The 17,741-nt window shown below is 46.4% G+C and carries 19 protein-coding genes; 16 read left to right on the forward strand and 3 right to left on the reverse strand.

The features are described from left to right. Positions 1 to 59 precede the first annotated feature (59 nt). Complete coding sequence (locus EEX84_RS01430) at positions 60 to 578, reverse strand: DUF1189 family protein (protein ID WP_123164031.1); 519 nt, start codon at positions 576 to 578, stop codon at positions 60 to 62. Positions 579 to 744: 166 nt separating this feature from the next. Here EEX84_RS01430 and EEX84_RS01435 point away from each other — a divergent pair, with 166 nt between their 5' ends. The 13 genes from EEX84_RS01435 to EEX84_RS01495 all read left to right on the forward strand — a co-directional run bounded on the left by EEX84_RS01435 (position 745) and on the right by EEX84_RS01495 (position 13,847). After that, positions 745 to 2,376, forward strand: coding sequence for a Na/Pi cotransporter family protein (locus EEX84_RS01435; protein ID WP_123163792.1), 1,632 nt, complete (start codon positions 745 to 747; stop codon positions 2,374 to 2,376). Between the two features lie 86 nt (positions 2,377 to 2,462). Next, positions 2,463 to 2,942: a DUF456 domain-containing protein gene (locus EEX84_RS01440; protein WP_123163793.1), complete on the forward strand. Its 480-nt coding sequence runs from the start codon at positions 2,463 to 2,465 to the stop codon at positions 2,940 to 2,942. A 109-nt stretch (positions 2,943 to 3,051) separates the two neighbouring features. Next, positions 3,052 to 3,660, forward strand: coding sequence for a superoxide dismutase SodA (gene sodA / locus EEX84_RS01445; RefSeq protein ID WP_123163794.1), 609 nt, complete (start codon positions 3,052 to 3,054; stop codon positions 3,658 to 3,660). Positions 3,661 to 3,958: 298 nt separating this feature from the next. Then, positions 3,959 to 6,133 carry a peptidoglycan D,D-transpeptidase FtsI family protein gene (locus EEX84_RS01450; RefSeq protein WP_123163795.1) on the forward strand — a complete coding sequence of 725 codons (2,175 nt, stop codon included), beginning with the start codon at positions 3,959 to 3,961 and terminating at the stop codon, positions 6,131 to 6,133. Positions 6,134 to 6,298: 165 nt separating this feature from the next. Continuing rightward, entirely contained in the window at positions 6,299 to 7,273 is a 975-nt protein-coding gene (locus EEX84_RS01455) for a PstS family phosphate ABC transporter substrate-binding protein (protein WP_123163796.1), read from the forward strand. A gap of 71 nt (positions 7,274 to 7,344) precedes the next feature. Continuing rightward, positions 7,345 to 8,271, forward strand: a complete 927-nt coding sequence (pstC, locus tag EEX84_RS01460; protein WP_123163797.1) for a phosphate ABC transporter permease subunit PstC — start codon at positions 7,345 to 7,347, stop codon at positions 8,269 to 8,271. Between the two features lies 1 nt (position 8,272). Next, the gene (gene pstA, locus EEX84_RS01465) at positions 8,273 to 9,151 is read left to right on the forward strand and encodes a phosphate ABC transporter permease PstA (protein ID WP_123163798.1); all 879 of its coding nucleotides are present in this window, start codon (positions 8,273 to 8,275) and stop codon (positions 9,149 to 9,151) included. Between the two features lie 24 nt (positions 9,152 to 9,175). Further along, positions 9,176 to 9,991 carry a phosphate ABC transporter ATP-binding protein PstB gene (pstB, locus tag EEX84_RS01470; protein ID WP_123164032.1) on the forward strand — a complete coding sequence of 272 codons (816 nt, stop codon included), beginning with the start codon at positions 9,176 to 9,178 and terminating at the stop codon, positions 9,989 to 9,991. 18 nt (positions 9,992 to 10,009) lie between these two features. After that, on the forward strand, positions 10,010 to 10,669 hold the full coding sequence (phoU, locus tag EEX84_RS01475; RefSeq protein WP_123163799.1) for a phosphate signaling complex protein PhoU: 660 nt from the start codon (positions 10,010 to 10,012) through the stop codon (positions 10,667 to 10,669). A 162-nt stretch (positions 10,670 to 10,831) separates the two neighbouring features. After that, positions 10,832 to 10,981 carry a 50S ribosomal protein L33 gene (gene rpmG / locus EEX84_RS01480; RefSeq protein WP_123163800.1) on the forward strand — a complete coding sequence of 50 codons (150 nt, stop codon included), beginning with the start codon at positions 10,832 to 10,834 and terminating at the stop codon, positions 10,979 to 10,981. Between the two features lie 62 nt (positions 10,982 to 11,043). Next, positions 11,044 to 11,619, forward strand: a complete 576-nt coding sequence (locus EEX84_RS01485; protein ID WP_123163801.1) for a 5-formyltetrahydrofolate cyclo-ligase — start codon at positions 11,044 to 11,046, stop codon at positions 11,617 to 11,619. After that, positions 11,616 to 11,807 carry a YqgQ family protein gene (locus EEX84_RS01490; RefSeq protein WP_123163802.1) on the forward strand — a complete coding sequence of 64 codons (192 nt, stop codon included), beginning with the start codon at positions 11,616 to 11,618 and terminating at the stop codon, positions 11,805 to 11,807. Before EEX84_RS01485 ends, EEX84_RS01490 begins: the two co-directional genes overlap by 4 nt. Before the next feature lie 153 nt (positions 11,808 to 11,960). Then, entirely contained in the window at positions 11,961 to 13,847 is a 1,887-nt protein-coding gene (locus EEX84_RS01495) for an LTA synthase family protein (protein ID WP_123163803.1), read from the forward strand. A 284-nt stretch (positions 13,848 to 14,131) separates the two neighbouring features. On the opposite strand, the gene EEX84_RS01505 is transcribed toward EEX84_RS01495, so the two are convergent. Further along, entirely contained in the window at positions 14,132 to 14,311 is a 180-nt protein-coding gene (locus EEX84_RS01505) for a DUF2759 domain-containing protein (RefSeq protein ID WP_192892894.1), read from the reverse strand. 145 nt (positions 14,312 to 14,456) lie between these two features. Here EEX84_RS01505 and EEX84_RS01510 point away from each other — a divergent pair, with 145 nt between their 5' ends. Further along, positions 14,457 to 15,095 (forward strand): MBL fold metallo-hydrolase, encoded by a 639-nt coding sequence (locus EEX84_RS01510; protein ID WP_123163805.1) that lies wholly within the window; start codon positions 14,457 to 14,459, stop codon positions 15,093 to 15,095. 56 nt (positions 15,096 to 15,151) lie between these two features. On the opposite strand, the gene EEX84_RS01515 is transcribed toward EEX84_RS01510, so the two are convergent. Beyond that, a complete protein-coding gene (locus tag EEX84_RS01515; RefSeq protein WP_123163806.1) occupies positions 15,152 to 15,394 on the reverse strand; it encodes a DUF2626 domain-containing protein in 243 nt (80 codons plus the stop codon). Positions 15,395 to 15,699: 305 nt separating this feature from the next. Between EEX84_RS01515 and comGA the strand changes: the two genes are divergently transcribed. Both comGA and comGB read left to right on the forward strand, forming a co-directional pair. Beyond that, positions 15,700 to 16,749: a competence type IV pilus ATPase ComGA gene (comGA, locus tag EEX84_RS01520; RefSeq protein ID WP_123163807.1), complete on the forward strand. Its 1,050-nt coding sequence runs from the start codon at positions 15,700 to 15,702 to the stop codon at positions 16,747 to 16,749. After that, a complete protein-coding gene (comGB, locus tag EEX84_RS01525) occupies positions 16,697 to 17,737 on the forward strand; it encodes a competence type IV pilus assembly protein ComGB (protein ID WP_240033895.1) in 1,041 nt (346 codons plus the stop codon). The genes comGA and comGB overlap by 53 nt, the downstream gene beginning before the upstream one ends. The last annotated feature ends 4 nt before the right edge of the window (positions 17,738 to 17,741 follow it).

The raw sequence follows: 17,741 nt of genomic DNA on the forward strand, positions 1-17,741 counted from the left end.
CATTCAAAAAGACAAGAAAGACGGTTGATCTTATCTTTTTCTTTACAAACCCGGCTGCGTCAGTTTTTCGGACGCTGGGCAGGAGGCATCTTCGGGTAATAGCCGGCTGCCAGGTACAGGTAGATGACTGTCAGCAGGCTGGTGATGAGAGAAACCCATAGTCCCATCCCGAAAAAACTGAGGACAAAGGATACTAATGTCGGAATGGTGACACTTAATGCTGCTGTACGCCACATATGACGATATTCACCTTTGCGTTTTCTCATCTGAAGTAACCCCACACCAATCAATGCAAAAAGGCTGATTTTCACAAAATGGTATAGCGTGGTGGAAACGAATAAAAAAATCAAGGCGAATGGATACAGCAGCCACTCGATTTGTTCGACAAATTCCAATAACCCTTCCACACCAATTGCCGCACTGTCCAGGTTGAAGGCCAATTCCACAAATGAAATGGCGGTCATCAGCAAAATAATCATGAAAACAAAGCGCATAATTTTGCCAATTGTCATAATACGGACGGCTGCCTGCTTTTTAGGTTCCATGAAACTGGCTTTAAATAATTGAAATAAATTCACTTCCATCTTCCTTTCAGTTATATTGTAATCGTAACACGGCAAAACGCGAGTTTTTTGCCACTTTGTTACGGCATTGTAAATTTTAAAAAAGGTATTTACAATCTCTTATTGAACTCTTCATAATAGACTAGGTGTCAAAAAGATATTTAGGAGTTGAATGTAAATCGTGGATATGAGTTGGCAAGAGATACTCTTTTCTTTCTTCGGGGGACTGGGGATCTTCCTTTTTTCAATTAAATACATGGGTGACGCATTGCAGAAAGCTGCAGGAGATAAACTCCGCGATATTCTCGACCGCTTTACAACCAATCCGTTCATGGGGGTGCTGGTCGGAATCGTTGTAACGATTTTAATCCAGTCAAGTTCCGGGACGACCGTCATTGTCGTCGGTTTGGTCAGCGCCGGTTTCATGACGCTTCGCCAGGCGATCGGTGTCATCATGGGCGCTAATATCGGTACGACGGTTACTGCGTTCATCATCGGCTTGGACGTCGGTGCATATTCTCTGCCGATCATGGCAGTCGGGGCTTTCCTGATTTTCTTCTTTAAGAAAAACAAAGTTCAGAACGTCGGCCAGGTCATTTTCGGTTTTGGTGGTTTGTTCTTCGGTATGGAAACGATGAGCGGGGCGATGAAGCCATTGCGTGAATTGCCTGCTTTCATCGATATGACCATCAACTTAAGTGAATACCCAATTCTGGGTGTTGTAGTCGGTACGGTCTTCACCTTGATCGTCCAAAGCTCCAGTGGTACGATCGCCATTTTGCAGGGCCTTTATGACGAGCAGATCCTGACGCTTGCGGCTTCTTTGCCGGTATTATTCGGTGACAATATCGGAACGACCATTACAGCGGTGCTGGCTGCTCTTGGTACATCCATTGCCGCACGCCGTGCCGCAGCTGTTCACGTGTTGTTCAATGTCATCGGTTCGGTCATTTTTCTTCTATTGCTTGTGCCGTTCACCGCGTATGTGGAATGGCTGTCAACTTTGCTGGGTCTGGAACCAAGAATGCAGATTGCCTTCGCCCACGGTTCATTCAACGTTGCCAATACACTTATCCAGTTTCCATTGATCGGTTTTTGGGCTTATCTGGTAACCAAAGTGATCCCTGGACAGGAAGTGCTTGTCGAGTTTAAGCCGAAGCACCTGGACCCAATTTTCATCGAACAATCTCCATCAATTGCCCTCGGGCAGTCGAAAGAGGAAATTCTTCGCATGGGGGCTTATGCGGTACAGGGGCTTCAGGAAACATTTGAATACCTGAAAACGAAAAGCAAGAAAAATGCCGAGATGGGTTACCAGTTGGAAGATGCCATCAATAACCTCGACGGCAAAATCACCGATTACCTGGTGCTGATTTCAGCAGAAAGCATTTCAGCCGCTGACTCCACTCGTCATACCATGCTGATGGAGACAGTGCGTGATATCGAACGGATCGGTGACCATTTTGAAAACATCATTGAATTGATTGATTACCAGGAAAACAACAAAGTGAAAATCACGGAAGATGCGATGGAAGATCTGGGTGAAATGTTCGCTTTGACGATTGCCACTGTCCAGAAATCGCTCGATGCTCTTGATACGACAAGCCATGAATTGGCACGTGAAGTAGCGGAGCAGGAAGACCTGATCGATAAAATGGAACGCAAATTCCGGAAAAAACACATCATGCGTCTGAATGAGGGCCAATGTTCTGCTCAAGCAGGTATCGTCTTTGTCGATATCATCAGTAACTTGGAGCGGATCGGCGACCATTCGGTCAATATTGCAGAAGCTATACTGGGCAATCGGGCCTAATGGAAACTCCTTCTCATTTCTTTACATTTTTACAGATGTAGGGCACGATGAGAAGGAGTTTTACTATCTTTAGGAGTGTGAAAAAGATGGAAATTTTCGCCTGGATTTTGATTTTGCTGTTTTTCGTTATCGGTTTCGTCGGTTTGGTTTATCCAATCATCCCGGCAGTGTTGTTCATATTTGGCGGTTTCCTCATCTATGGCTTGTTCTTCAGCTTTTCGGAGTTGCCCTGGTGGTTTTGGGCCATCCAAGTCCTGTTCGTGGCGTTGCTGTTTAGTGCAGATGCCCTTGCCAATGCGTTCGGCGTGAGGAAGTTCGGTGGATCCAGAGCGGGTTTTTGGGGCAGTACGCTGGGCTTGATCCTGGGACCGTTCATCATCCCGATTGTTGGAATCATTATCGGACCGTTTGTCGGAGCCATTGCGGCCGAACTATTGGTCAACCGGTCTTCTTTCAAGCAGTCATTCCGTTCAGGGGTCGGTTCAGTTGTCGGCTTTGTCACCTCGGTGTTTACAAAAGGGATTATTCAGACGGTCATGGTCATTCTGTTTTTTCTGGTCGTTTAAATCAGCCTTTGGACTGAAAGTGAATTGAATCATGCATTTTATTTGTGTCGGTCTGAAAATTTTGATACGCTAAAGAGGTAGACCAATAGACTCAAGGAGGAATTTAATCATGGCTTATGAATTACCAGAACTACCTTACGCGTACGATGCATTAGAACCGCATATCGACAAAGAAACGATGAACATTCACCACACAAAGCACCATAATACGTATGTGACAAAAGTGAATGCGGCTCTTGAAGGGCAAGATGATCTGGCTTCAAAATCAGTGGAAGAATTGATTTCCGACTTGGACGCTGTTCCTGAGTCAATCCGTACAGCAGTTCGCAACAACGGCGGCGGGCACGCCAACCATTCACTATTCTGGCAGTTATTGTCTCCGAACGGCGGCGGCAATCCATCAGGTGAACTTGCTGAAGCGATCAACAGCAAGTTTGGCAGCTTCGATGAATTCAAGCAAAAGTTCGCTGATGCGGGTGCAGCTCGTTTCGGTTCCGGATGGGCTTGGCTTGTGCTTTCAAATGGAGAACTTGAAATCACTTCAACTCCAAACCAGGATTCTCCGTTGATGGAAGGCAAAACGCCTATCCTCGGATTGGATGTCTGGGAGCATGCATATTACCTCAAATACCAAAACAAACGTCCTGACTACATTTCCGCATTCTGGAATGTTGTAAACTGGGAAGAAGTATCAAAACGCTACGAAGCAGCAAAATAATTGTCACAAAATGCAACTCGGCACACACTTTTTCGTCTGAAAAAGTGTGTGCTTTTCTTTTTGGGATGATATACTATCCATTGTGTATTTTATCCAATCCGTTTTAGGTGAAGCAGTGCAGCGGCGGTTTTCTTGCACCGATGCCGGCAATCCAGGCGAGCGAGGAATTCGTACAGCCGCCTTGCGGAATATCCTAAGATTGAAACGATTAGTTTACTTTGTATACCATATGTAATTCAACTTATTTTCAAAAGCCTGAACGGCTGTTTGATTATTACAGGAAAGGAGCTCCTGCATCATGAACACACCTCCTAAAAGGCGTGTGGCACTGGCGAAAGCCAAACTGAAGTCGCATACTATCTTTCGGATGAATATCCTCTTTTTTGCTATTTTTCTTCTTTTTTCCGTATTGATCCTCCGGCTCGGTTATCTTCAGATTGTCAAAGGCGAAGATTATGCACGTGCCCTTGCCCGCACAGAAGAAGTGCCGGTGAATACCAGTGTGCCAAGAGGCCGCATCTATGACAGCGAAGGGCGTGTGCAAGTCGACAACCATCCCGTCAATGCCATTACATATACTGCCATGCAGACCACAAAAAGAGATGAGATGCTTGAAGTGGCAACCGAACTGGCAAAATTGATCGAGAAAGATACAGGCAAAGTGTCGCTGCGCGATAAACAGGATTATTATATTTTATTGAATACGGAATCAGCTTCAGCCAAAGTGACCGATGAAGAACGAGCGGCTGTTGCATCGGAAGATATTCCGGAAAAAGAAAAACAACGAAAAATCGATGCTTTGATCAGAGAGAAAATCACGGAAGAGGAACTGGCCAGTTTGAGCAAGGATGACCTTGAAGTATTGGCAATTTATCGTGAAATGACTTCCGGCTACGCATTGTCTCCACAAATTATTAAAAACAAGGACGTAACTCCGGAAGAGTTTGCACGGGTGTCGGAACGCCTGACGGACCCTAAGTTGAAAGGTGTCAATACGGTGACCGACTGGGAAAGGACCAAAAAGAGTGACTTGACCATTCTGGGCAGCACCACTACACCGGAACAAGGGATTCCAGCCGATGAACTGGATTATTATCTGGCGCGTGATTATTCCCGCAATGACCGGGTGGGGACGAGCTTCCTGGAAGAACAATACGAAGAAGTGCTGCAGGGCCAAAAATCCATTGTCAAAAACCTTACTGACAAGCAGGGGCGTGTGACGGAAACGGTGCTGGTTGATGAAGGAAAGGCAGGCCGGGATCTTGTTCTGACAGTGGACAGCGAAATGCAGAATGCTCTGGAAGAGATTGTCGAATCGAAACTGCTGGAATTGAAAGCGGGGCCGAATTCACAGCTTGTACGGGATGCCTACCTGGTCATGATGGATCCGGCCACCGGTTCGATTCTGTCGCTTGTCGGCAAGCGGCTGGACACGGACGAACAGGGCAGACGAATTGTGTTGGATCATTCCTATGGTGCCTTTACTGCTGCTTATCCGGCTGGCTCTGTGGTCAAAGGTGCCACTGTGCTGACGGGCTACAGCCAGGGAGCTTTGGACATGGGGCAAGTCATGATCGACGAGCCGCTGCAACTGGGCAGGGGGCTGATCAAACGGTCGCTGTTCAACAGAACTTTGTTTAATCGAGTGCCGGTCGATGATTTGGAGGCATTGGAACGTTCATCCAACGTCTATATGTTCAAGATTGCCATGGCCATGTCTGGGAATACGTATCAATACAATGGTGGGTTAGCCGTCACACCTGAAGAATTCAATGTCATGAGAAATTCGTTTGCCCAATTCGGGCTTGGCGTCCAAACGGGCATCGACCTGCCGAATGAAGGCAAAGGTGTAACGGGCAATTATTCGGCAACGGAACCGGGAACTTTCCTCGATTTGGCGATCGGACAATATGATACGTACACGACGCTGCAATTGGCACAGTATATTTCAACGATTGCCAATGACGGATACCGGATGAAACCGCATATTGTCAAGGAAATTCGTGAAGCGTCGGTCGATGGGGAGACACTGGGGCCGCTTGTCACTTCTGTCGGATCGGAAGTTTTGAACCGCATCAACAACTCGCAAACAGAGATAGACCGTGTCAAAGAAGGGATGCGTCGAGTCTATACCGGAACCCACGGGACAGCGAGAGCATATTTCAGCGATACTCCCTACACGGCAGCCGGGAAAACAGGAACCGCCGAAATCAGGTATTACGATGATCAGGACAGCCCATTCTATAATGAGGCATCAATCAATACAGCGCATGTCGGATTTGCACCATACGACAATCCGGAAGTCGCCTACGCCGTATTTATCCCGTATATCACGACAGATACGAGCAAAGTGCCACCGGCAAGCAATCAAATTGCCCGTGCCGCATTGGACAAGTATTTTGAACTGAAAAATCGCAATGCGGAAGGCAACCCGAACATTATCAAACCGGCTTTATCGACGGAAGAAAAATAGAACGCATGGACCACAGGCAATCGCCTGCGGTCCATGCGTTTTTTGTTTAATCGTATTTTATAAGTTTACGTTATCTTTACAATCGCTTTATATGTTCTCAACAATCGGGGTCTATAGTAGGGATTGTAAGTAATTCAAACATAAAATTTTAGGGGGAACTGATCAATGAGAAAGTGGAAATTTGCAATGGCATCAACAATTCTGGGGTCTGCTTTGGTGCTGGGAGCTTGCGGAGGCGAGTCGGAAAGCAATGCTTCAGAAGAGGAAGTGGAACAAACGACTTCCGACACAGCAAGTGATGAAGAGGCTGCACTGGAAGGGAGCGTTTCAGGTGACGGTTCATCGACAGTTGCTCCAATCATGGAAGGGATTGTAGAAGAGTATGCAGCTGAGCAGCAGGGCGTACAAGTTACAGTTGGCGTTTCAGGAACTGGCGGCGGATTTGAAAAGTTCATTCAGGGAGAAACGGATTTCTCGAATGCTTCTCGGCCGATAAAAGAGGAAGAAGCAGCGAGCCTGGAAGAAGCAGGCGTTGATTATACGGAGTTTCTATTGGCTTATGACGGTTTATCTGTTGTCGTCAGCCAGGAAAATGACTGGGTGGAAGATTTGACAGTGGAAGATTTGAAAAAGTTATGGGTGGAAGACGGCTCCACGAAGATGTGGTCGGATATCAATCCGGAATGGCCTGAAGAAGAAGTGGTCTTCTACGCACCCGGGACAGATTCAGGAACTTATGATTATTTCAATGAAGTGATCCTTGAAGACGAAGACCTCGTAAGCACAGCGACTTTGTCGGAAGACGACAATATCCTGGTGCAAGGGATCCAGTCTGATCCAAATGCCATCGGATTCTTCGGCTATGCGTATTACGTTGCCAACCAGGATACCTTGAAAGTCGTATCGATTGAAGGCGTGGAACCGACGAATGAAACAATTGAGTCGGGAGACTATTCACCACTTTCCCGCCCGTTGTTCACCTATGCCAGCAATGCAGCTATTTCTGAAGACCCGGCAGTTTACGACTTTATGGAATATACGTTGAACAACGCGGGGGCAATGGCGGAAGCAGTCGGCTATGTAGCTCTTCCTCAGGAAGAATATGACAAAGGCTTGGCGGCTCTTGAAGCATTGAAATAAAATCAACAGGAAATGCAAAATTACGGGTGAGCAGCCACTGCTCGCCTTTTGCGCTTGAAAGGGGTTTCGTTATGCGTCCATCTGTGCAGGAAATGATCGCGCAGTCAAATGGCAAGAAAAGCAAAAAAGTAATTGAAAAAATCATTCCGGTCGTGCTGTTTTTGATCGCTTCCGTGTCGGTCCTGACGACAGTCGGAATTGTGATTACGCTGATACTGGAAACCATTACATTCTTTACACGCGTACCGGTTGCCGATTTTTTATTCGGCACAACCTGGCTGCCTTTTTCCAATAAAGAAGAGTTGTACGGCATCTGGCCATTGATTCTGGGAACATTGAAAGTTACGGCAATTGCCGTGGTCGTGGCGGTGCCGATTGGAATTTCCGCAGCCATTTACCTGAGCGAATATGCCAGTGAACCTGTGCGCAGGACCATCAAGCCGGTGCTGGAAATTCTGGCTGGCGTACCGACGATCGTCTATGGGTTTTTCGCATTGACGTTTGTGACGCCGGTGCTTCAAAGTTTTTTTCCGGACGTCAAAATTTTCAACGCCATTTCGCCGGGAATTGTGGTCGGCATCATGATCGTACCGATGATCGCCTCGCTGTCTGAAGATGCCATGACCTCTGTTCCCAGACAGATTCGGGAAGGCGCTTTGGCAATGGGATCGACAAAGTTGGAAGTGGCGATGAAAATTACATTGCCTGCGGCTTTTTCGGGCATTATCGCGTCGGTTGTGCTGGCCATTTCCAGGGCCATCGGGGAAACAATGATTGTTTCACTTGCAGGAGGTTCCACTCCGCGTTTTGATGGGAATTTTACAGATTCCATCCAAACGATGACAGCTTATATCGTCCAAGTATCAAAAGGGGATGCCGGATATGGCACGACCATCTATTATTCGATTTATGCGGTCGGATTCACCCTTTTCCTCTTTACGATGATCATGAACATCCTCGCCGGTTACCTGTCAAAACGTTTCAGGGAGGAATATTGAGATGAAGTACATTGAACAAGATCTGGTAATCCAGCGGATGAGCGGCCGGAAAATCCTGAATTTGATTTTTAAAGTCCTGTTCCTTTTTGCGACTTCGTTGGCCCTTCTGGCATTGGCCATTCTGCTGTTTCGTATTGTCACACAGGGAGCCGGACATTTATCCATCGATTTCATCCAGAATTTCGCTTCCCGTTTTCCTGAAAAAGCAGGGATTAAGGCGGCGCTTGTCGGTTCGCTTTGGTTGATGGCCGTTGTAGCCCCGACTTCCATCATCTTAGGCGTCGGTTCGGCCATTTATCTGGAAGAGTATGCAAAAAAAAACAAAGTGACGACATTTATCCAGGTTAATATATCAAATTTGGCAGGAGTTCCTTCCGTTGTATTCGGCCTGCTCGGACTGACCATCTTTGTGCGGGCATTGGCGCTCGGCAACAGCATCCTGGCAGCCGGCTTTACAATGAGTTTATTGATTCTGCCGGTCATTATCGTGGCTTCGCAGGAAGCGATTCGTTCGGTGCCGGCTGAATTGCGTGACGCTTCCTACGGCATGGGCGCCACAAAATGGCAAACCATTGTCAGAATCATATTGCCCGCTGCGATTCCGGGAATTCTGACAGGCAGCATTTTGGCGCTGTCCCGTGCAATAGGGGAAACAGCTCCTTTGATCGTTATCGGTGTACCGGTCATCATTCAATTCCTGCCTTCAGGAGTTATGGATACGTTTACGGCGTTGCCGATGCAGATCTATGATTGGTCGAGCCGGCCACAGCAGGAGTTCCAACAAGTGGCCGCAGCCGGAATTATCGTCTTGATGGCATTTTTGCTGTTCATGAATTCAATCGCTGTTTTTATTCGAAATAAGTTTCATAAACGCTATTAACGAAAAAGCGGGAGGAAGATTATGATGACAACCATAGTGGAAAAAGAAAGAACCACCGAATCACCGGTCCGTGTAAAGGAACATGCCAAGTCCGTTTACAGCACCAACCAATTGAACCTTTGGTACGGCAGCAATCATGCGCTGAAGAATATCGATCTGGATATCAAAGAACATGAAGTGACGGCCATCATCGGTCCATCAGGCTGCGGGAAATCGACTTATATCAAGACTTTGAACCGGATGGTCGAATTGGTGCCTTCTGTAAAGACGTCGGGAGAAATCCTTTACCGGGACCGCAATATCTTTGACTCGAATTACAGTGTGGAAGAACTGCGCACGCGCGTCGGAATGGTGTTTCAGAAGCCGAACCCGTTTCCGAAGTCGATTTATGACAACGTGGCATACGGGCCGCGGATCCACGGTATCCGAAACAAAAAGATTCTGAATGAGATTGTGGAAAAAAGCTTGCGCGGCGCGGCCATTTGGGATGAAGTGAAAGACCGCTTGCACGAAAATGCCTACGGTGTCTCAGGCGGACAACAGCAGCGCATCTGTATCGCACGGGCGCTTGCCATCGAACCGGATGTCATCCTCATGGATGAACCGACATCGGCGCTGGATCCGATTTCCACGCTGAAAATTGAAGAGCTGGTGCAGGAATTGAAAAAGGATTACAGCATCATCATCGTTACGCATAATATGCAGCAGGCAGCCCGCATATCCGATAAGACCGCTTTTTTCCTCAATGGAGAAGTGGTGGAGTTTGACCATACTGATACAATTTTCTCCAATCCGTCCGATAAACGGACAGAAGATTATATATCCGGACGGTTCGGTTAAGGAAAGAGAGTGAAAAAAATGGCAGTTCGCGAAAAGTTTGAGTTGGAGCTGAAGTCGGCACAGGACCAGCTGATTACGCTGAGCAATATGTCGATTGAAGCCATGGACAAGGCAGTGGATGCACTCATTAATCATGACATCGATTCGGCACTCGAAGTGATTGAAGATGACAACGACATCAATAAGCTGGAAGAGGAGATCAACGATCATGTGGTTTTGCTGATTGCCAAACAGGCTCCCGTAGCCACGGATCTCAGAAGGCTGATTGTCATCATCAAAGTCGCTGCTGACATGGAGCGGGTGGGCGACTATGCGGTCAATGTAGCAAAGGAAGCCATCCGGATCGGTTCCGAGGAACTGGTGGCAACCATCGGCCAAATCGATACGATGAGAAAATTGGCCATAGCCATGCTGAGGCAAGTGATTGAAGCGTTTATCGATGAAGACATTGTAAAAGCAAAGGAAATCGCTGAGCTGGACGATCAAGTGGATGAGCTGTACGGCGATTCGATCATCAAGCTGATGAAAGCCGGCGCAGAAAGCCCGGAAAAATTGAAGCAGATCACACAGCTGGCGTTTGTCTGCCGCTACATGGAGCGGACGGCGGATTATTCGACAAATATCGCGGAACAATTGTTTTTCCTGGTCCGAGGCCAGCGTTATGATTTGAATCAGTAAGAAAGGATTTCCCGGGAGCGAAAGAGCTCTCGGGATTTTCTTTTTTAAAAATAAAATATTGAACGTGGAAGTAGACTTTTTAGTGAAATATGCTATAATAATAAAGTCGTATAAATCACGCTTATTTATAAACGATCTTTGAAAGAATTAGGAGGGATAAAGATGCGTGTTAACATCACTTTAGCTTGCACAGACTGTGGCGAACGTAACTACAGCACTGTTAAAAATAAGCGCAATAACCCTGAGCGTCTTGAAATGAAAAAATATTGCTCACGTGAACAGAAAATGACTTTACACCGTGAAACAAAGTAATGCTTTGATTGCCAAAACCCCATACCGGTTTTGGCTTTTTTCTATCCAAAGGAGTTATTGATATGGACAAACCCCTGCTGAGAAAAACGGTATTGAATACCATGAAACAACTGGATAAACAGGCGCACCAGACGAAATCACAGGCCATTCACCGCCGTTTGCTGCAAGATCATGCATTCGTCGATGCCTCGACCGTAGCATTGACGATTTCCGCTTTTCCGGAAGTGGATACTCTCGGTTTGATCACAGAATGCTGGAATGCCGGCAAACAAGTAGCGGTACCCAAATGCATCCCCGGCAGTCGAGGGATGGATTTTTATGTATTGGAAACTTTTGAGCAGCTCGAAGTGGTTTACATGCAGCTGAAGGAACCAAAAGTGGAAGAAACGATGTACGTCGGTCCTGAGCATATCGATTTAATGATTGTGCCCGGCGTTGTTTTCAGTCCTGCGGGTTACCGCATCGGATTCGGCGGAGGTTATTATGACCGCTACCTCGCAAAATACAAAGGGCCTACACGGTCGCTGGCCTTTGACCTTCAGCTGGCTGAGAGAATCCCTGTAGAAGACCATGATATTCCTGTAGATGGCATTCATACGGAAAGTCGTTTTATCGATACGAAAAAGGTGAGGGCATGAAAAATCTATTCGATGTGATGCAGTTATTGAAAAAGTACGGAACCGTGATCTATACCGGGGACAAACAAGCGGATCTGGAAATGATGGAAGACGAAATCCGTGAATTGTATCAGCTGCAGTTTATCACAGCGAAAGAATTTGCTTCAGCATTGCTCATCATCCGCGGACGCAAAGAAGATCTTTCATAGAAAAAGTGCCGTGGAACGAAACTTTTCGTTGATTCAGCCGTCTGAATAAGGGTAAATACTTTGTTGGAGCAATGTTTTAGTATAAACTATTACTATTGAGGAAATATAAACCCAGTATTAAAAAATGTAAAAATCTGAGGAGGATGTGCGGGAATGTTAAAAAGAGATTGGCCTAAGCATTCCATCCTGGCAATTGCTATCGTTGCAACCTGGTTAAAAACCTACATTGTATACAAGACGAGCTTTTCAATTACAATTGAAAATGCATTGCAGGAATTTATACTGTTTCTGAACCCATTGAGTCTGCTGCTTTTTGTTTATGGATTGTCGTTGTTTTTCAAAACGGATAAAGGCAAAAACCGTTATTTGATTGTTGTATCCCTTATATCTTCCATTGTTCTGTATTCAAATGTGGCATTTTACCGGTTCTTCAATGACTTCATTACCTTGCCGGTATTGTTCCAGACCGAGAACTTTGGAGATGTGACGTCCAGTGCGGCGGCCAGCATGTATATAACGGATATTATGTACTTTGCCGATGTCATCATTATTCTGCTTGCGATGAAGTTCGTATCAGAAAAAACAGCATCAGTGAAAGCATCTTCGGTTCAGCGCAAAGCGTATTTTGTGCTGTCTGCAGCAGTTCTGTTTTTAAACCTGGGGCTGGCGGAAGCGGAACGCCCTCAATTATTGACGCGCAGTTTTGACCGTGAAATGCTGGTCAAGAATATCGGGATGTACAATTACCATATCTATGATGTCTATATTCAATCCAAATCACAGGCACAGCGTGTGCTGGCTGACGGTTCGGAATTGGTGGAAGTGAATAACTACGTCCGTTCGAATTACGCGGAGCCTTCTGAAGAAATGTTCGGAATTGCTGAAGGAAAGAACCTGATCGTCGTTACGTTGGAATCGCTTCAGACTTTCACGATCAACAGTGAAATGAACGGACAGACGATTACGCCTTTCCTGAACGAATTGACAAAAGATGAAGATACAATTTATTTTCCAAACTTCTATCATCAGACTGGCCTTGGAAAAACATCGGACTCTGAATTCTTGCTGGAGAATTCCCTGTATCCATTAAGCGGTGGAGCGGTGTTCTTTACGCACAGTGGAAATTCGTTCAATTCCATGGCAGAAAAAGTTGGCAATGAAGGATATTTCACCAATGTCCAGCACGCCAATACAAAAAGTTTCTGGAACCGTGACATTATGTATGAATCTTTGGGTGTCGACAATTTCCAGGACATTCAGAGCTATACAGTTGAAGAAGGACAAGCCGTCAACTGGGGCATGAAGGACATTCCGTTCTTTGAACAATCAGTTGACTTGATGGCCGAAATGCCACAGCCGTTCTATAATCGTTTACTCACGTTGACAAACCATCATCCATTCACATTGGATGAAGAAGATAAGTTTATCAGCGAGTTTGATTCGAATTCAGGTACTTTGAACCGTTATTTCCAAACCGCCCGCTATTTGGACGAAGCGGTGAAGGAATTATTCGATGACTTGAAAGAACGTGGCCTGTATGAGGATTCGGTTATCGTGATGTATGGAGACCATTATGGTATTTCAGAAAATCACAATGAAGCGATGGCACAATACCTGGGGAAAGAAATTACCCCTTATGAGTCAGCGCAGTTGCAGAAAGTGCCGTTTTTCGTTCACATTCCTGGGTATGGTGAAGGTCACGTAGACGAAGAAATCGGCGGCCAGATTGACATGCGGCCAACCATCCTTCACATGCTTGGCATAGATTCATCCGACGATCTGCAGTTTGGCGGGGATTTGTTTTCGGAAGAACATGAAGAGTTCGTAATTTTCCGGGATGGTCGATTTGTGACAGAAGACTATGTATATGCAGGAAATGTCTGCCACGATAATGGAACAGGCGAAGAAGTCGCCATCGAACATTGTCAGCCTTACATCGAGCAGGCACTTACAGAACTCGGTTATTCAGAGTCGATCATCAACGGTGATTTATTGAGGTTCTACGATGAAAAGACAGGTCAATTGGTGACCAAGGATTAAAAAAGAGAGCGCAGCGGCGCTCTCTTTTTTTCGTTTGCTGAGAAACTGTCCAGCAATTCGATATTCCGCCAAGACCCTGTGCTCTTGTCTCTCCGCCGCTTCGAGACATGAAAGGGCGCTGGCATCCCTCTGCTAGCTGCGCGGTGCAAAAAACACACCGCCGGGCTTCTTTGGCGCAAATACAGGGCCGAAGGGAGTCCGACCCATGTATTTTGCTGACGTTCTTTGATTTCCAGGCAAAACAAAAGAGCTGATGCCATAGGGCACCAGCTCTTTTCTGACGATTAATGAAGGCTTGGTGGATATCCTTGTGTAATGATGGTGGCAACTGTAAACGCACCGAAAATCGCGAAAGTTCCAAAGTTGAATAAGAATCCTAAAACTTCTTTGTTTTTAAATGTTTGTACAGTGCCTATTGCTGCAACAATTGCAATCAGACCAAATATTACCATTAGCAAATTCATGTATGACACTCCCTTCACCCATACGAAATGATGCAGTCTTGTTCTCTTTATTATTGTAAAGAATTATTCCGGCTTTGTCGAGAGCTAAAATTGTCATTCCCATGAACGATGCGGAGTTTGTTATAATGCAGGAGAGGTGAAAAAAATGCTGAAAATTGATCAATTGGAACTGGGGCCGGTGCAGACTAATTGTTATATCGTTTCCAACAGCGACAAAGATTGTCTGATTTTCGATCCCGGTGAAGAAAGCGAACGGATTGTCGCATTGCTTCAAAAGAAAAGCCTGAATCCGTTGGCCATTTTACTGACGCATGCCCATTTTGACCATATCGGGGCGGTTGATGATCTGCGGGAACGGTATTCGATTCCCGTCTATCTGCATTATCTGGAAAGAGAGTGGCTGGGCCTTCCGAATTTGAATGGTTCCGGCAAATATGCCATGTTACCGGATTACCGGATCAAAGAAGCGGATGTGTTATTAAACGAAGAACGGGTACTCCAAATCGGTCCGTTTGAGATGGAGCTTTTTCATACACCGGGACACTCACCGGGAAGCGTTTCGTATTCTTTCGGAACAGAAGGTTTCGCTGTTGTAGGAGATACCTTATTCCGCGGCAGCATCGGGCGCACGGACTTGATAGACGGCTCCGAGCAGAAGCTGCTGCAATCGATCAGGGAGTCGCTGCTGACGCTGCCTGAGCAAATGGTGCTGTTTCCAGGCCATGGCCCGGATACGACGCCTCAGGCGGAAATAGCGGGCAATCCGTTCCTTAAAAACTTATAAAGACAAACAAAAAAGCGGCCGGTGTGGCCGCTTTTTTGTTTGTCTTGAAGTTGTGATTAATGCATTCCGCCCGGCACGTGAATGAACGTCGCATAGTAAGTGAAGCCGACGAAGAAAACAGTTAAGTATGCTCCGAAAATATACATATACATGCGTTCAGATACATTTAAGAAACCGAGAAGAACAAAAAATCCGGTATTTGCTACCATGATCAGGGATACTTCGATCATGTCACCGACATAAAAAAGAACCGCAAATATACCTGTCCACCATCCCATTAGTTTGAACATATTATCCATGGGTAATCCCTCCTCTGCCACTACACAATAATCTCTTGTTCATTATATAGGAAACCTGGCGAATGTGTAAACAACGAGTTGGCCTTTCTTTGTGACAAACCCGTGTATTGTGAAAATTATCTTACCATACTTCTTGTTTCAACAACTGGAAGCGTAACTAAGGGAAGGCGCAAAAATGGGATTTGCCCTGAAAACAAGGGGTCAAAAATTTATTTTAAGGAAAAGTATTCCATTTCAAAAAAGTACTGGTTATACTATGGGGGAACAAAGGGCGGTCTTTGTTCCCATCAAAACAGGAGGTGGCTATGCAAGAGATTATCGAACGCCGAAGTTTCAATTTGCTGCAACAGGCAGTGGAAGCAAATACTACAGACATCCACATCAAACCCGAAACATCCTGCTACGCTGTTTCTTTCCGCTCGTTTCAATCGCTGCGGCAAGTGACGGAAATCCCCCACGATCTTGGAGATCGAATGATTGCCTATTTCAAATACCTGTCCCTTTTAGACATCAGTGAAAGACGAAAACCCCAAACCGGATCTTTCCAACTCCCACTTAAAGACAAAGCTTATTATTTCCGGATATCGACGCTGCCTTCTGTTTTGACAAAAGAAAGCATTGTCATCCGCATCATGCTTGACGAAGAAACCCAAACAGTCCATGAATTGGCGGCTTTTCGCGATTCAGCGAGGCTGTTGGAAAAACTGGCGCAGCAGCCACAGGGCCTGATCCTGCTGACTGGCCCTACAGGCTGCGGAAAATCGACGACTTTGTATTCTCTGCTGAAACATTGCAGCGACAATTTAAACCGCAATATCATCACTCTAGAGGACCCGGTGGAACGCAAGAACCAGTCGATGCTGCAGATCCAGGTCAATGAAAGAACCGGCCTCAGCTATGCTGCCGGCTTAAAGGCGATATTGCGGCATGATCCGGATATTATTATGATTGGCGAAATACGGGATGCCGCTACCGCGGAAATTGCCGTGCGTGCGGCCTTGACGGGTCATTTGGTGTTTTCGACCATTCATGCCAAGCACTCGGTCGGCTGTTTGCACCGTCTTTATGATCTGGGAATCTCGTTTGAAGATATGGCGCAGACACTGGTGGCCATTGCCGCTCAACGCATCATCCCGATGTTTCCCAGCCTTGGACAACCGGATCTCTCATACCGCGCTTTGTTTGAAATCCTTCATGCCGACCGGCTGCTGGAAGCTGTACAATCGGCGAAAAATCGTCAGGTTTACAGTTTACCGGAAGCTCTGTCATTTGACGGACAAATCAGGGAAGGGGTGAAGATCGGTGCGATTGATCCGTCGTACACCAGGCAAGCAGGTTTCCATTACAGAACGTGAACATTTTCTTTCCCGTATGGCCGTTCTGATGAATGAAGGCTATTTACTGCCAACAGCATTGATGCTTTTGCTGCCGATCCATGCCCGGAAAGCTGGAGAAGCGTCTGCCGGCATTACCGCTATTTTAAGAAATGGCGGCACCGCCGCGGAAATTCTGCGGTTTCTCGGTTTCAAGGAACAGGTTCTGTTTCCCGTTGAAATTGCAGAATTTCATGGCCGTTTGGCTGAATCGATCGAAGGTATTGCCAAAAGTTTCGCGCGTACTGAGCAAATCCAAAGAAAGCTGAAAAGCATCCTGCTTTATCCCGTCTCGTTGCTGGTGTTTACTTCCATCCTGTTTCTTTTTTTTCGGACAAACTATGTGCCGAACCTGACCGAATTGATGCAGTCGATGCAGACAGACGGACAGGCTGATGTGCCTGCTTACTTATTGAATCTGCCGGATTTGTTTATCGGTCTTTTTGGGAGTGGCGCAGCCGTTTTTGTCGCTTTCCGGTGGCTCCTGAAAAAGCAGTCTGCTGACCGACAGATTCAGTGGCTTCTTTCCATCCCATGGGTGTGCCGGATGATGAAGCTATATTGGTCGCATCTTTTGGCGAAAGAACTGGGTACGCTGCTGCACAGTGGCATCTCGCTGCAGCACTCGCTTCAATTGCTGGAAAAGCAGGACTATCATTCCATCATCCGGAAACTGGCGGCAGCTTGCCAGAAAGAGATTTTGACGGGGCAGCCTTTATCAACAGCTTTGGAACGGTTTCCATTTTTTGCAGATGACATGCCGTCTTTTGCTCAACACGGAGAACTGACCGGGCATTTGGGGAAGGAGCTGATCCTTTACAGCGAGGTGCTGATGGAGCGGATTGAGCAGCAGATGCAACGGCTGCTGCGGATCATCCAGCCGGTTTTCTTCCTCATTATTGCGGTCTGCATAGTAGGGGCTTACCTGGCAATTTTATTGCCGATGTATAATTTAGTTCAAACAATCTGAGGGG

Source organism: Planococcus salinus, assembly GCF_003719725.1.
GTDB classification, from domain to species: Bacteria; Bacillota; Bacilli; order Bacillales_A; family Planococcaceae; genus Planococcus; species Planococcus salinus.

Excerpts from the sequence above, each read along its gene's own strand:
- EEX84_RS01440 (WP_123163793.1), top strand. The coding sequence starts at position 2,463 with ATGGAAATTTTCGCCTGGATTTTGATTTTGCTGTTTTTCGTTATCGGT.
- sodA (WP_123163794.1), top strand. The coding sequence starts at position 3,052 with ATGGCTTATGAATTACCAGAACTACCTTACGCGTACGATGCATTAGAA.
- EEX84_RS01450 (WP_123163795.1), top strand. The coding sequence starts at position 3,959 with ATGAACACACCTCCTAAAAGGCGTGTGGCACTGGCGAAAGCCAAACTG.
- EEX84_RS01455 (WP_123163796.1), top strand. The coding sequence starts at position 6,299 with ATGAGAAAGTGGAAATTTGCAATGGCATCAACAATTCTGGGGTCTGCT.
- pstC (WP_123163797.1), top strand. The coding sequence starts at position 7,345 with ATGCGTCCATCTGTGCAGGAAATGATCGCGCAGTCAAATGGCAAGAAA.
- pstA (WP_123163798.1), top strand. The coding sequence starts at position 8,273 with ATGAAGTACATTGAACAAGATCTGGTAATCCAGCGGATGAGCGGCCGG.
- pstB (WP_123164032.1), top strand. The coding sequence starts at position 9,176 with ATGACAACCATAGTGGAAAAAGAAAGAACCACCGAATCACCGGTCCGT.
- phoU (WP_123163799.1), top strand. The coding sequence starts at position 10,010 with ATGGCAGTTCGCGAAAAGTTTGAGTTGGAGCTGAAGTCGGCACAGGAC.
- rpmG (WP_123163800.1), top strand. The coding sequence starts at position 10,832 with ATGCGTGTTAACATCACTTTAGCTTGCACAGACTGTGGCGAACGTAAC.
- EEX84_RS01485 (WP_123163801.1), top strand. The coding sequence starts at position 11,044 with ATGGACAAACCCCTGCTGAGAAAAACGGTATTGAATACCATGAAACAA.
- EEX84_RS01490 (WP_123163802.1), top strand. The coding sequence starts at position 11,616 with ATGAAAAATCTATTCGATGTGATGCAGTTATTGAAAAAGTACGGAACC.
- EEX84_RS01495 (WP_123163803.1), top strand. The coding sequence starts at position 11,961 with ATGTTAAAAAGAGATTGGCCTAAGCATTCCATCCTGGCAATTGCTATC.
- EEX84_RS01505 (WP_192892894.1), bottom strand. The coding sequence starts at position 14,311 with ATGAATTTGCTAATGGTAATATTTGGTCTGATTGCAATTGTTGCAGCA.
- EEX84_RS01510 (WP_123163805.1), top strand. The coding sequence starts at position 14,457 with ATGCTGAAAATTGATCAATTGGAACTGGGGCCGGTGCAGACTAATTGT.
- EEX84_RS01515 (WP_123163806.1), bottom strand. The coding sequence starts at position 15,394 with ATGGATAATATGTTCAAACTAATGGGATGGTGGACAGGTATATTTGCG.
- comGA (WP_123163807.1), top strand. The coding sequence starts at position 15,700 with ATGCAAGAGATTATCGAACGCCGAAGTTTCAATTTGCTGCAACAGGCA.